The following is a 13,711-nucleotide window of genomic DNA, read 5'->3' as shown; positions in this document are numbered from 1 at the left end:
ATGAAAAAGCAGCGGTTATTCAGGCGCAATCAGATACCGTACAACGGGCGTCTGTTCGGCCTGGTGAAATGCGTAAACACGGCTCTGAATTTTGCGATCGTTCATGGTGTAGCGCTCAAGCTGCCGCAGTTGCTCCATCCAGGACCCGACCACAAAGGTTTCAACGAAAATGCCGGGCTGGAAGATATCTTCATAAAGCGCCCAGTTTATGGCGCCGCCGCGACGGCGAACGCGCCTCATGTCCTGCATACAGACCGTAAACGCGTGCGCGTCTTCTGCGCGGATCTGATATTCGTAGCTCACCCTGACCGGCCCGCGATCGTGATGAATGTTCAGCGTCGGAACCGGCTCGCTGAGCTCGCTGACGTCCAGATTCAGATCCGGATCCTTATCCAGTCGCCAGCGCAGCACGGTAAGGCTGGCCAGCACCATCCCCAGCATTGCGGTGCACAGCGAAAGCGGAATGCCGTAGCGCGAAGCCAGCTGCCCCCAGACCGCGCTGCCCACGGTCATCGAGCCAAAGAACACGGTCAGATAAACAGCCAGCGCACGCGCTTTAACCCATCTTGCCGCACTGCGCTGCGCCCCCAGATTCAGGGTGGAGAGCACGGTGATCCAGGCAAAGCCGGTAAAGAACTCAAAGGCGTTGAGCAGCCAGAAATGGCGGATAAACGCCAGCGCCAGCAGGGTCATGGCAAACAGCAGGCTGGCCAGCACCATCAGCCGATCGGCGCTGAAATGCTTGCGCAGGCGAGGCAGCAGCACCGCCCCGCAGATGGCGCCTACGCCGATAAAGGCCAGCATAATGCCGTAGCCGCCGGGTCCCAGACCGAGTTCGCGACGGGCAACCAGCGGCAGCAAAGCCCAACCGGCGCTGCCAAACACAAAAAACGCCACGGTGCGGACCAGCACGTTACGCAGCACCGGCGCAGCATGCACGTAGCGCAGGCCCGCGCGCACCGCCGAAAAGAAATGCTCCGGCGGCAGGCGCTGCACGTTGGGGGATTCTTTCCAGCGGTAAAGCACCCAGGCGACGCCCAGCACGGAGAGGGCGTTGAGCAGGAACACCATCCACGGCCCCGCAAAAGACAGGATCAGCCCGCCGAGCGCCGGGCCGATGGCGCGGCTGATGTTAATACCCAGCGAGTTCAGCGCGATAGCCGGCCCCAGCTCCGCCTTTTTCACCAGATCCGGCACGATGGCCTGAAAAGGCGGCGAACTCATGGCGGCGCCCATGCTCATCAGGAAGGCGGCGATCAGCAGCACCAGTGGGGTGACGTGCCCTGTAAACGAAAGCACTGTCAGACCCGCTGCCGCGATGAATACCCAGAGCTGAGAAAACAGCAGGTATTTACGGCGATCGATAATGTCGGCCAGCACGCCGGAAGGCAGCGCGAACAGGAACATAGGCAGGCTGCTTGCCGCCTGAACCAGCGCCACGCTCAGCGGATCGGCGCTGAGCGTCAGCATAGTCCAGTTGACGCCCACATCGTTCATCCATGAGCCAATATTGGAGACAACCGTGGCGAGCCACAGCATGCGAAACACCGGCTGACGCAGCGGCTGCCAGGGGGACGCGATCGCCGGAGCGGGAGCGATCTCCTCGCTCCCGGTCACATCGTTAATATCGTTAACCTGCGCCATAACGTACCTCTCTTCGCGTACCGCCACCGAGCCGCCACCGTCCCGGGCCGGTTATGGCCAGCGTGGTGAAGATAATCAACAGCAGCCAGCCAAACTGACCTTCCACCATGCTCCAGTCAGGATGAACAAACACCATGGCGACCAGCAGCACGCCGATAACGGACAGGCAGGCTGGGAGTGTGAATACGCCGGCCAGGATAAATAGCGGGCAAATCACTTCGGCAAAAATAGCCGGCAGCAGGCTCATATAAGGACCGAGGCCAAAGGGATCCTCGATACGCGTCAGTTCTTCGCTGAAATGGAATACCTTTGGCAGGCCGTGTACATACAGCAACAGCAGGCAGCCGGTAAGGCGCAGGAAGAACAGCCCCGCATCGATGCGGGGCGGCTGAGAAAATAAAGGTTTCATCATTATCAGAACGCAAAGCAGCTGCAGCCGAGCGCCCCCCAGAAGGCGTTTTCCTCGGATACCGGCAGGTTAGCGCCACGGGCGATACCGTGCGAGTGGCTGTGCACGCCGCACGGGCCGCTGCACTGATGAGGCATCTGCTGCATTCCCACACGCGCTGTCGTGGCTGGCGGCGCGCTGCGATAGTGGCCCGGCACCTTTACCACCGGCGACCATTCGGGCAATACCGGTATCGACGGCGGCGCTTCGCTGCTGAAAGCGCCGGCAGCGTAAACGATTTTGCCATCGACTACGGTCAGTACCGACTCAATGCCCTTGATCTCTTCATCCGGCACGCTGAAGTAATCCTTGCTCAGTACCACCAGGTCGGCCAGCTGGCCGGCTTTGATCTGGCCTTTTTTATTCTGTTCGTTAGAAAACCAGGCGCTGCCCTGTGTCCACAACATTAACGCGGTGTCGCGATCCAGCCGGGCATTGACGTCATACATCTGCATCCCGCCCACGGTGCGACCAGAGACCAGCCAGTAGAGCGCGGTCCAGGGGTTATAGCTGGCGACGCGCGTGGCGTCGGTGCCAAGACCGACCGGCACGCCGGTTTCCAGCATGCGCGCCACCGGCGGCGTATGCCGGGTAGCCTCGATGCCGTAACGTTCGGCAAAGTATTCTCCCTGGAACGCCATGCGATGCTGTACCGCGATACCGCCGCCCAGCTCCTTAATACGGTCAATATTGCGTTGGGTGACGGTTTCGGCATGGTCGAAGAACCAGTGCAGGCCATTAAACGGAATGTCGCGGTTGACCTTCTCGAAGACGTCCAGCATGCGGCCGATCGACTCGTCATAGGTGGCATGCAGGCGGAACGGCCAGCGGTGCTCCACCAGATGACGAACCACGCGCTCCAGCTCATCCTCCATGCCCGGCGCCAGATCCGGACGCGGCTCCAGGAAGTCTTCGAAGTCGGCCGCAGAGAAAACCAGCATTTCACCCGCGCCGTTGTGGCGGAAATAGTCGCTGCCCTGGCCCGGCGTAAGCATGTCCGTCCACTTTTCAAAATCCTCCAGCTCGTGTCCCGGACGCTGAGTGAAAAGGTTATAGGCGATGCGAATGGTCATCTGCTGCTTCTCATGCAGCTCGGCGATCACTGCATAATCTTCCGGATAGTTCTGGAAACCGCCGCCCGCATCGATAGCGCTGGTGAGGCCAAGCCGGTTCAGCTCACGCATAAACTGGCGGGTTGAGTTTACCTGCTGCTCTAAAGGCAGCTTTGGCCCTTTTGCCAGCGTGGCGTAAAGGATCATGGCGTTAGGGCGGGCGATCAGCATTCCTGTCGGGTTACCGTTGCTGTCGCGTTGGATCTCACCGCCCGGCGGGTTCGGCGTCTCTTTGGTATAGCCCACGACTTTTAGCGCGGCGCGGTTGAGCAGCGCGCGGTCATACAGGTGCAGAACGAATACCGGCGTATCGGGCGCCGCTTCGTTAATTTCATCCAGCGTTGGCATGCGGCGCTCGGCAAACTGGAACTCGGTCCAGCCGCCTATTACGCGTACCCACTGAGGCGACGGCGTGCGCAGCGCCTGCTCTTTAAGCATACGAAGCGCGTCAAAAACGGAAGGCACGCCTTCCCAACGCAGCTCAAGGTTGTAGTTCAGGCCGCCGCGGATCAGGTGCAGATGCGAGTCGTTCAGGCCCGGCACGGCAACGTGGCCCTTCAGGTCGATGACTTTGGTGCCTTCGCAGTGATGCTGCATGACTTCCGCCAGGCTGCCTGCTTCCAGAAACTTACCGTCGCGGATGGCCACGGCATCGGCAACAGGATTTTCGCGATCGACGGTGTGAAATCGGCCGTTAGTGAGAATGACGTCGGCTTTACCAAGGGTAACCATAAAAGCTCCTGAATGAGAGTGCCGAAGCGGCGGTAACCACTGCGGACAGAGAATTTTCCTGCCGTAAAGCAGGCTGGTGGGATGGCTGGATTATGTTCAGGAGGCCAGGAGAGCGTCTAGTTATACAAAGGGATAAGTATACGTTCGTATAGTTATACCTATAGATAATAGTTTGAAAATAAAAAGGTTCTTACACTGCGAGCAGACAGTTACCCGGCGTAACGACGGCATTTGATAACGTTTTCAGGGCCGTTGATTAACCGCCGTATTTCCTTCGGAACACTCACCTCAATGGGCCAAAACATGACTAACCGTAAACTTGAAGTACTGACGCCGCAGAACTGCCAGATTATCTTTATCGACCAGCAGCCCCAGATGGCCTTTGGCGTCCAGTCGATCGATCGTCAGGTGCTGAAAAACAACGTCGTTGCGCTGGCTAAAGCGGCCAAAGTTTTCAACATTCCGACCGTACTGACCACCGTTGAGACCGAAAGCTTCTCCGGCCATACCTTCCCGGAACTGCTGGACGCGCTGCCGGGCCAGGACATTCTTGAGCGCACCTCAATGAACTCATGGGATGACCAGAAAGTTCGTGATGCGCTGGCGGCCAACGGCAAGCAGAAGATTGTGGTTTCCGGCCTGTGGACCGAAGTCTGTAACAACACTTTTGCGCTGTGCGCCATGCTGGAAGGCGATTACGAAATTTATATGGTGGCTGATGCCTCCGGCGGCACCACTAAAGAAGCGCACGACTATGCGATGCAGCGCATGATCCAGGCTGGCGTGATCCCGGTGACCTGGCAGCAGGTGATGCTGGAGTGGCAGCGTGACTGGGCGCACAAAGACACTTACAACGCCGTTATGGACATTGCCAAAGAGCATTCAGGCGCTTACGGCATCGGCGTCGACTACGCCTACACCATGGTGCACAAAGCGCCTTCTCGTCAGAAGAGCGAGCACCGTACCCTGGCGCCAGTACACGCACCGGTACGTTAATCGATCCGGCTGGCCCCTTACCGGGCTGGCCGGCTATCCTGGAAAGGAGGATCTGTGAGTCCTTTAATCATTTCTCTGGGCGCGGGCGCGCTGATCGGGCTGGTTTATTCGCTGCTCAAAGTCCGCTCTCCTGCTCCGCCTGCCGTGGCGCTTGTCGGGTTGTTGGGCATGGTCATCGGCAGCACGCTGGGCGGAAAGCTGCTGAACAATGTACCAATAGCCCGGGCACCCTCTGGCTTACACATCCAGGCCGTCACCGAGAAAAGCTCGGTATCGCCATCCCTTATCGCAAAACAGGCAGGCTGATATGTTAAAGACCTATTCTGTTTCGCTGGCGGTCGGCGTTCTGGCAGGCGTTATTTACGCCGTTCTGGACGTGAGCTCTCCGGCGCCGCCGTTCGTTGCGCTGGCAGGCCTGGCAGGCATGCAGATCGGCGAACATATTATCCCGTTGATAAAACGTCTGCTTAGCCGTCAGCCCGTTAACCTGCGCTGGTTTCGCCATGAGTATCACCATAAAATTGGCGACAACCCACCGTCTTCGGGCGACTAAACCTTCCAGGGAAGCGCCTCACCAAGGCCTTAGCTTTATAAAGGAACATAGCATGCAGCTGCCGCAGCGCATCGTCGTCGTCGATGATGAACGTTCTGTCCGCAATGGCCTGACCAACCTGCTTCAGTCTGAAGGTTATCTTACCGATGCCTTCGAGTCGGCAGAATCTCTTCTTGGCGATGAAGCAGCGATGGCGACTGCCGCGCTTTTTATTATCGATGTGCAACTGCAGGGCATGGATGGTTTTGAGCTTTTTATCAATCTTACCCGGCGGCTGGAAAAGCCGCCGGGTATTATCATTTCCGGCAGCGGCGATGAAAACATGCTGCGGTATGCGGTTCATCTGGGCGCCATCGCGTTTTTGCCAAAGCCCATCGAAATTGATACGTTGTTTGAACACATCCGTCAGGAGTTCTCCTCAAAGGCTGCCCCTCAATGAGTATGGATCCGCAGGAGTTGAATGCCGCAGAAAGCGATGAAGTGATGCTGTCAGAGGATATTGCTTTTAGCCAGCTGGCGCAGGAGGGCAATATCGACTGGCTTTTGTGCCGACACGCCACCACCGGCGAAACCTTTGTGCTGGCCACGGCAGCCAGTGAAGAGGCGGTTTTCCACGTCACACAGCTGCTTAAAAACGAGTATGCCCTTCGCGCCAGCCTGGCGGAAAGCTGGGCTTTGAAGCCCCAGCGGCATACCCTTTTTAAGGGCCGCTATGCGTTGATCTACAGGACGTTTAATTATCGTACCCTGGCGGATATGCTGTGTATGCCGCCCGGCGGCATTCCCGACTTTCTTGGCAGCGCCGCAATGCTCTGCCATACGCTGGGCAGCATGCATCAGCAGGGGCTGGTGCACGGCGACATCAAGCCGGCAAACTTTTTTTATAACGATAACGGAACCGTTTATCTTGGCGGGTTTGGGCTGTCATTCATCGACAACGATCTACTTCAGCATCCTCGTCTGCCGGTGGCAGGTGGAACGCTGGCGTACATGTCCCCGGAACACACTTCCCGCTCTGCCCATCCCGTCAGTCGGGTAAGCGACCTGTACAGTCTGGGGATCGTGCTTTATGAGTTGCTGACCGGCAGGCTGCCCTACGGCAGCGCTGAAGGCAGGCACGCCGAATGGGTGCATCACCATATTGCCTCGGAAGCGTTACCGCCCCACCTTATTCGTCCTGACGTCCCGCTTATTCTGTCATCAATTATTCTCAGGCTGCTGGCCAAATCGCCGGAATACCGTTATCAGACGGCTGAGGGCGTCCTCGCCGATCTCGGCCGGTGTGCGGCCACGCTGATGCCGGGCGGCATGATTGCATCTTTTACGCTCGGGCTACAAGATTCACAGCCGGCGGACTATTCACCCGATAGCCTGTGTACAGATCATCCGCAGGCAACCGATATTCTGGCGGCTTTTGATGAGGTCAGCAGCAGCGGCAAGCACAGTCTGGTGGCGATAAGCGGGGTGCCCGGCGCAGGGAAATCGTCGCTAATCGGATCTGCGCTGAAATTACTACGCCATAAGAAAGCGCTGCTTACCGTCGTGAAGGCAGACCAGCATTCGCCTGTCCTGCCTTATGCCGTTTTTACTGCCGCATTCAGGACGCTGACTCTCCATGTGCTGGGCCTTCCCACCCAGGAAATGACGCGCTGGAAAACCCACATTACGCGCCTGCTGGGAGAATATGCCGGCCTGGCTGTTAACCTGGTTCCCGAGCTGGGCATCCTTCTCAACCAGAAAGCCGCCGTTCAGATGCACTCGCATCCCCTTGATGCAAAAGATCGCTTCAATCTTGTAGCCTGCAGCCTGGTCAAGGCGTTTACGGCTTCCGGGCGGCCGCTGGTCATGCTTATCGACGATGTGCACTGGGCCGATCGGGCTACGCTGCTCCTGTTACAGAATCTGCTGAGCTTAAGCGAAGATATTCCCCTGCTGCTGGTGATTACCTATCGTGACAGCGTCTCGCTGCCCTGTCCTACCATCGCCGGCAACCTGAATCGTATACGGGCCTGTGCGGTCCGCATTACCGATATCACGCCGGAACCGCTTTCCGAAAAAAACATCGCCGACTGGCTTGCGGGACTTTTTCATACCCGCAGCTCGGCAACAAGCGAACTGGCCCGGGTGATCCACGAAAAAACGGCCGGTAATCCGCTCGCTACCCGAGGATTTTTTCGTCAGGCCGTTCGGGACGGGCTGATTACCCATCATGCGCCATTAAAATGGAGCTGCGATCCGCAGGCCCTCAGAAACTGCCACTATACGGCGAACGTTGCAGCCAGCGTATTGCGGCATCTGACCTCGTTGCCGCTGCCGACCCGGCATCTTCTGGGCAGGCTGGCGTCGCTGGGCAGCGCTGGCGGGCTGGACGTGTTGAGCAGGATTATCACTGTTCCCGTTTCGGAAATAGAACGAACGCTTCTGCCGGCCGTCACGGCCCGGCTGATAACGCTGAATGAGGCGGGATATGCCTTTATGCATGACACCATGCACGAGGCGGCGCTTAATCTTCTGAACGATGAAGATAAAGACAGCTTCCATTGCGCTGCTGCGCTTTATTACATTCACGAATCCAGCCTTGATGTTACCAACGCTTTGCTTTTCCGGGCGGCGCATCATCTGCTTGCTGTCAAAACGCTTTCTCTTCTTACGCCAGATGCAGCGCGGTTCTGTCAGCTGCTGCTTAAAGCCGGCAGGCGCGCCAAAACCATGGGCGACTATATTTCAGCGCTGCGCTACCTGCAAACCGCTCGTTTGCTTAACCAGGGCGCGGGTAAGGCAGAAAGCGGCGAATTTTTGCTTGAAGAAGCGGAGTGTGAGTTCCTGAACGGTAATCTGCCAGCCGCGCTGAAATTAAGCGCGGCGATCCACGCTTCGCCTGGTGAAGTCGCGGACAAAGCGGAGGCCGCCTGCCTGATTGCCGAAATTCATATGCGCCAGTCGGACAGCAAGCTTGCGCTGGAAACGGCGCTCGCCTGGCTTGCGGTGTTTGGCATCCAGCTGAACCGCAACCCGGCTCAGGAAGAGTGTGATGAAGCAAGGATCGTCCTGAAGGAGGACGTAGGGAAAAATCCCTATACCCGTTTCCGTTCTCTGCCGCTGGTTACCTGCAAAAACACGGAAGCCGTGATGGATCTGCTGGCCAGCGCCAGCACCTTTGCCGCCTTCATTAATCCGCGGCTGCATTTTATAATCCTGTGCAGGCTGCTGCATTTGTCGATGGCGCACGGCCTGAGCGGAGCTTCGACGCTGGCCCTCTCCTGGTACGGAGTGGTGTGTGGCGATCGCTATGATGAATACAGTCGTGGCTTTGCCAGCACGCTTCTGGCGCGGGAGCTGGTCTATAAGCATGACTTCGTCAGTTTTAAAGCCCGTACGCTGCTGCCGCTGGATCAGGTCAGCGTCTGGACGATGCCGCTGACCTATGCCATTGAACGGGCAAAAGCCGCTTTCGACGTTGGGGTGGAAACGGGCGATCGCACATCTGCCTGCCTGGCGTTGCGCCATCTCATCATGAACTATCTTGCCCGCGGCGACCATCTTGACGGGGTGCATACGTCAATTACGCGCGGACTGCTGTTTGTCAGAAAGGCGCAGTATAAAGACGTTGAAGTGATCCTCGGGATGCAGCTGGACTACGTTCTTTTTCTGCGTAAGCCCAGGGACGGCCTCTTCACCGGTAATCATTTCGTCACGCCGGTGCTGGCGGTGGTTAAACCTGAAAATGCTGTTGAACCCATGTATCTGATGCAGTTCTGGTTGCGTCTTTATAAAGCGATGGCGCATTTTTTTGCGAACGAATACGCCGACGCACAACGGTGGTTTAAAGAGGCCGAGCCGTTTACCGCGCTGATCCCGGGGCATGTGCATATGCTCGATTTTCATCTTTACAGCGCGCTTTCGGTCACGATACCGCTCAGCTCCGGCTCTGTGACCGACGCGTTACGGCTACAGTTAGGGAAGCACCTCGACAGGATCGTGACATGGTCAAATGAAAACGCGAAAACGTTTTCAGACAAGGAGGCGCTGCTGCGCGCGGAGCTGCTTCGCCTTGAAGGTGAAACGGCGCGGGCATCGGAGCAGTTTGAACGAGCTATCACGCTGTCCCATGAGGGGCAATTTCATCATATCAACGGCCTTGCCTGCGAACTGGCCGCGCGTATGGCGTATGCCCGGGAGATGGCGTTTGCCGGTGATGCCTATATTAAAGGCGCCATGGCGGCCTGGGAGCATTGGGGAGCAGGCGCCAAAGTTCGCCAGCTGGAAGCGCAGTATCCGGCCCTCGCCAGCCACACGTCCCGGACTGCGCTGAGCACCGTATCTTTTGAACAGAGTGCGGTCACAAGCGATTTGCAGAGCATGGTGACCGTAATGCGGGCCCTCACAGAAGAAATCAATCTGGATCGGCTTATCCATATCCTGATGATGATGCTGGTGGAGCGTGCCGGGGCGCAGCATTGCATGCTGATCCGCCTGATTGACGGCAATGTGCCCGAGATTCAGGCAAGAGCCTCCACGACCACGGAAGGGGTTAAGGTTAAAATCGTGCGGGAGCTGCCCGTAGCAACCGACCTTCCGCTTTCGGTGCTTTCTGCCGTGATCCGTACCGGCCAGGAAATCCGTACCGGTAAGCCAGAAGTGTTCAGCCCGTTCAGCCAGGATAACTATCTGGTGGCGTCCGGCGCGGCGGTCATGTGCGTACCAATGTTCAGACAGGCGCAGATGGTAGGCGTGCTTTATCTGGAAAATCGGTTAATGCCCGACGTGTTCACCGCCGATCACTCAAGGATCGTTGCCATGCTCGGGGCACAGGCTGCGGTATCGCTGGAAACGGCCCGTCTGTACGCTGAACTGGTCGATGAAAACATTCAGCGCCGCAAAATTGAAAAGCAGCTTCGCGCCAGCCAGACCTCGCTGATGCTCGGGGAAAAAATCAGCCATACCGGCACCTGGCACTGGCATCTGGAGCCCGATATCCAGTACATCTCTGATGAATATAAACGCATCATGGGGCTGCCTGCGGAGCAGGTCGCGACCTCCATGGCCGAGTTCCAGCGGCGCGTACATCCGGATGATATTGCCTGCCTCAGAGAGCTGATCGAAACCAGCGTGCGTGAAGGCGTTACCATGCAGGCAGAGTTTCGGATTGTCCGCGATGATGGGGAGTGCCGTTACATTAAAGGGATCGGCGAGCCGAATGAAAACTGGCCGGAAGTAGCGGAGTATTTCGGCACGCTTACGGATATTACCGCACAGCGCCAGTCAGAGGATGCGGTCAGGATCGCTCAGGCGGAACTGGCGCGCGTCGCACGCGCAACCACCGTTGGGCAACTAACCTCTTCTATCGCACATGAAATCAACCAGCCGCTGATGTCTATCGTGGCCAACGCCGGTGCCAGCCAGCGGTGGCTTAAACGCGACCCCGCTAATCTGGAAAACGCCAGCAAAAGCCTTGATGAAATCATCCGTGAAGGCCGCAGGGCCGGTGATATTATTCACGGTCTTCAGGCGCTCACGCGTAATCAGGTTGCAAAGTTTGCGCCAGCAAAAATGCATCGCCTTACGCGAGACATTATTGTTCTCTCCCGGCTCGAGCTTGAACGCCGTTTCGTCTCCCTGGAGCTGGATCTGACTGCCAGAAATGACGAGGTTTTTTGCGAGAGCGTACAAATTCAGCAGGTATTGCTTAACCTGGTTATCAACGCTATTGAAGCGATGGCCAATAATGCCGGCGCGCGTACTTTACGGATCGCCTCTTCCCATCCCGCCAGCGATCTTATCCGTATTGAGGTTGCCGATAACGGAATCGGCCTGTCTGAAGAAGTAACAGGAAAGATTTTCGATTCTTTTTACACCACGAAAGCGGAAGGAATGGGAATGGGGCTGACTATCAGCAAAGAGATAATTAAACGCCACGGAGGAGAGCTACGGGCGGAAAACCGCCTGGATGGCGGGTGTCTGTTCTGGTTTACCCTGCCGGTTGAGGGGGGTGTGTAAGCCTCAATATTCTCCCGCCCCGTGCGGGAGCGTCTTAAGAGGGCCGGGATGACTACATCTCCTGCAGCAGCCCCAGCTTTTCCGCCGTTCTGACAAGTTCTGAGACCGACCGGACTTTCATTTTCTCCATTACCCTGCGCTTATGCACTTTTGCCGTTATTTCACTGATGCCCATTTCCGCGGCAATCTGTTTATTCAGCAGCCCCAGAAGAACAAACTGCATCAGCTCTTTTTCACGGGGAGTAAGCGAAGCGTATCGACCGGTAATTTCCAGCTTTTCCTGGGAGATAACCGCGCTTTTTTCAGACAGCGCAAGCGCGTCAGCAACCACCCGCAGTAAATCGTCCGGCATAACGGGCTTGGTCAGGAATTCAAACGCGCCGGCCTTCATTGCCCTGACCGTGAGCGGAATAGTGCCGTAGCCGGTCAGGAAAATGGTGGGGATAACGTGGCCGCGAGCGTTAAGGTGCACGGAAACATCAAAACCGTCAAATCCGGGCATATTCAAATCCACTATCAGACAACAAGGCGTAGGATAATCTCTCTGCTCAAGGAAATCTGACGGGCGGGTAAAGGCCGAGATCAGATAGCCTTCCGACCTGAGAAGATTTTGCAGCGAGCTAATGACGGATTCATCGTCGTCGACAAGATAAATTGTTTTATCCATAAAGATCCATTTTGATTCTTACGAATTCTGTTTTTGCAGGCAATGCAACATAACATGAAATGATGAACCGTAGAATCAGCCTTACTTATAGTTCGTTTCGATTCAGGTTTTTCCTTATTGCCTGTCGTTACGCGGTGCATAAATGTAGCCGTAAAGTACATTGCTGTAGGGTTTACAGGCATTAGTGCTTAATTCACTGTCACAGGCGGAAACGCTATTCGCTATAAGATGCGGTACGGCTGGTCGTCGCAATGGTGATGGGCAATCCTGAAAAAAGCCTGCCAGAGTAGCGTAATGAGATAATCCCGGTATGGCCTTGTCGGGCCTGACTACTGGTGCAACTGCCTCCAGCAGCGGAACGGGAACCATCACGGAAAGCGAACATGATGCTCATTTGCCATCTTTCCGGAATAGCAGAAATATTTAATGGCACAATACCAGAAAAAAACAGGCCAGCCGTAAGATACGCCGGCGTAATTTAACCCCGGTCTGACTGAACAGCAGGAACGGAAAATAACCATAAATCCTACAAATCGCTGATAGTATTTCCGTCCTGCTGGTACGTTCGAGGCCTGTTTAAAATCCAGTATCGTCATAATCACTTTTATTTTTAATGCCTTTTTCGTACCTGGTTTTGATATTAAAGGCGTAAAGAATTACCTCTGCCACCTCTTTTTGTTCATTGCATGAATTTTAACCGGAAGATAAAGCCCCGGATCCCGGGTAATAATTAAAAGAGGCTCATGCGTTTTGCTGTCTTCTGCAATGCTGAAATCATGCTTCCAGAACTCATGGCTGCCGGCCAGGGCCTGAACCGTTTCATCTCTTTTAGCCGATGGCTGAGAAGCCCAGACGAGAAAATCCGTGAAGGGTTTTATATCGTCATTAAACGTCTTAATTGTGATCCCGCCAGTCCTGCAAAGAAATTTATTCTCTGCCTGACTTTCGGGATAAGTAGCGGCTTTGTGATTAAGGAAATCAGAGGCGTTATGCCAGGGTATCAGAGCCTGCATCTGCGCAAGAATTACCAGTCCCTCCGGTTTGAAATGCCAGAACAATAAAATTTTTTCGCCAGCTCACCCAGGCCGGCAGGATCCTTATAGTCTGCATATTCCACGTAATCCTTAATCCGTTGAGTAGCAGTCGGCCAGTAATATCTTCTGTCAGGCGCCCGCATTGCAAACACTGAGCACGTCTGCGGCCACTGAATGAGCGCATCATGGCTAACGGGCGGCAGGCGGGAGATTTTTAACGAATAACGCTGCCGGACGAGGCTGCACATGCAATATATCCGGTCATGCGGCCTTATATCTGTCCGGTTCAGCCCTAAAAGACGCCGGCTGCTGCTGCGCTCCCGCCATCACTGATACTGAGAAGCCTGCCCCCTGATTTTGTGACTATTGACATTAATAGTCACTAGTCTGAGAATGCCGTCACCGTCCTGTTAAATCAAAAAGGGAACCCATGCACAGGCTTAAACCTGCCACCTTTGCCGTATGCCTGTTGCCGCTTGCCCTTGTGGCCTGCGGCGAGCCTTCCGACGCCAGCGATCCACGTACTCA

Annotated in this window: 10 protein-coding genes; 6 read left to right on the top strand and 4 right to left on the bottom strand. The window is 56.0% G+C overall.

The features are described from left to right. Positions 1-15: 15 nt before the first annotated feature. Genes QCD69_RS18120 through QCD69_RS18110 form a run of 3 tightly spaced genes read right to left on the bottom strand, consistent with a single transcriptional unit; the run spans position 16 to position 3,936 of the window. Positions 16-1,644, bottom strand: a complete 1,629-nt coding sequence (locus QCD69_RS18120; RefSeq protein WP_301253007.1) for an MFS transporter — start codon at positions 1,642-1,644, stop codon at positions 16-18. Then, positions 1,631-2,056, bottom strand: a complete 426-nt coding sequence (locus QCD69_RS18115; RefSeq protein ID WP_369896913.1) for a DoxX family protein — start codon at positions 2,054-2,056, stop codon at positions 1,631-1,633. Before QCD69_RS18115 ends, QCD69_RS18120 begins: the two co-directional genes overlap by 14 nt. A 2-nt stretch (positions 2,057-2,058) precedes the next feature. Continuing rightward, positions 2,059-3,936, bottom strand: coding sequence for an amidohydrolase (locus QCD69_RS18110; protein ID WP_253461389.1), 1,878 nt, complete (start codon positions 3,934-3,936; stop codon positions 2,059-2,061). A 303-nt stretch (positions 3,937-4,239) separates the two neighbouring features. Here QCD69_RS18110 and QCD69_RS18105 point away from each other — a divergent pair, with 303 nt between their 5' ends. Genes QCD69_RS18105 through QCD69_RS18085 form a run of 5 tightly spaced genes read left to right on the top strand, consistent with a single transcriptional unit; the run spans position 4,240 to position 11,482 of the window. Then, positions 4,240-4,932, top strand: a complete 693-nt coding sequence (locus tag QCD69_RS18105; RefSeq protein ID WP_253461387.1) for a hydrolase — start codon at positions 4,240-4,242, stop codon at positions 4,930-4,932. 54 nt (positions 4,933-4,986) lie between these two features. Beyond that, positions 4,987-5,238, top strand: a complete 252-nt coding sequence (locus QCD69_RS18100) for a DUF1427 family protein (protein ID WP_301253005.1) — start codon at positions 4,987-4,989, stop codon at positions 5,236-5,238. A 1-nt stretch (position 5,239) separates the two neighbouring features. Beyond that, the gene (locus tag QCD69_RS18095; RefSeq protein WP_253461383.1) at positions 5,240-5,485 is read left to right on the top strand and encodes a DUF1427 family protein; all 246 of its coding nucleotides are present in this window, start codon (positions 5,240-5,242) and stop codon (positions 5,483-5,485) included. A gap of 52 nt (positions 5,486-5,537) precedes the next feature. After that, complete coding sequence (locus QCD69_RS18090) at positions 5,538-5,924, top strand: response regulator (protein WP_253461381.1); 387 nt, start codon at positions 5,538-5,540, stop codon at positions 5,922-5,924. After that, complete coding sequence (locus QCD69_RS18085; RefSeq protein WP_301253004.1) at positions 5,921-11,482, top strand: ATP-binding sensor histidine kinase; 5,562 nt, start codon at positions 5,921-5,923, stop codon at positions 11,480-11,482. The genes QCD69_RS18090 and QCD69_RS18085 overlap by 4 nt, the downstream gene beginning before the upstream one ends. Positions 11,483-11,534: 52 nt before the next feature. Here QCD69_RS18085 and QCD69_RS18080 read toward each other — a convergent pair whose 3' ends face one another. Next, complete coding sequence (locus QCD69_RS18080; RefSeq protein WP_301253003.1) at positions 11,535-12,149, bottom strand: response regulator transcription factor; 615 nt, start codon at positions 12,147-12,149, stop codon at positions 11,535-11,537. A 743-nt stretch (positions 12,150-12,892) separates the two neighbouring features. Here QCD69_RS18080 and QCD69_RS18075 point away from each other — a divergent pair. Further along, positions 12,893-13,210 (top strand): hypothetical protein, encoded by a 318-nt coding sequence (locus QCD69_RS18075; RefSeq protein WP_301253001.1) that lies wholly within the window; start codon positions 12,893-12,895, stop codon positions 13,208-13,210. Positions 13,211-13,711: the final 501 nt, after the last annotated feature.

The sequence above is a fragment of the Erwinia sp. PsM31 genome (genome assembly GCF_030433775.1).
Taxonomy (GTDB): Bacteria; Pseudomonadota; Gammaproteobacteria; order Enterobacterales; family Enterobacteriaceae; genus Erwinia; species Erwinia aeris.
This window is presented reverse-complemented; position numbering and strand designations above follow the sequence as displayed.

What these genes read in the sequence shown, in the direction of transcription:
- QCD69_RS18120 (WP_301253007.1), bottom strand. Translation starts at nt 1,644, where the DNA reads ATGGCGCAGGTTAACGATATTAACGATGTGACCGGGAGCGAGGAGATC.
- QCD69_RS18115 (WP_369896913.1), bottom strand. Translation starts at nt 2,056, where the DNA reads ATGATGAAACCTTTATTTTCTCAGCCGCCCCGCATCGATGCGGGGCTG.
- QCD69_RS18110 (WP_253461389.1), bottom strand. Translation starts at nt 3,936, where the DNA reads ATGGTTACCCTTGGTAAAGCCGACGTCATTCTCACTAACGGCCGATTT.
- QCD69_RS18105 (WP_253461387.1), top strand. Translation starts at nt 4,240, where the DNA reads ATGACTAACCGTAAACTTGAAGTACTGACGCCGCAGAACTGCCAGATT.
- QCD69_RS18095 (WP_253461383.1), top strand. Translation starts at nt 5,240, where the DNA reads ATGTTAAAGACCTATTCTGTTTCGCTGGCGGTCGGCGTTCTGGCAGGC.
- QCD69_RS18090 (WP_253461381.1), top strand. Translation starts at nt 5,538, where the DNA reads ATGCAGCTGCCGCAGCGCATCGTCGTCGTCGATGATGAACGTTCTGTC.
- QCD69_RS18085 (WP_301253004.1), top strand. Translation starts at nt 5,921, where the DNA reads ATGAGTATGGATCCGCAGGAGTTGAATGCCGCAGAAAGCGATGAAGTG.
- QCD69_RS18080 (WP_301253003.1), bottom strand. Translation starts at nt 12,149, where the DNA reads ATGGATAAAACAATTTATCTTGTCGACGACGATGAATCCGTCATTAGC.
- QCD69_RS18075 (WP_301253001.1), top strand. Translation starts at nt 12,893, where the DNA reads ATGCGTTTTGCTGTCTTCTGCAATGCTGAAATCATGCTTCCAGAACTC.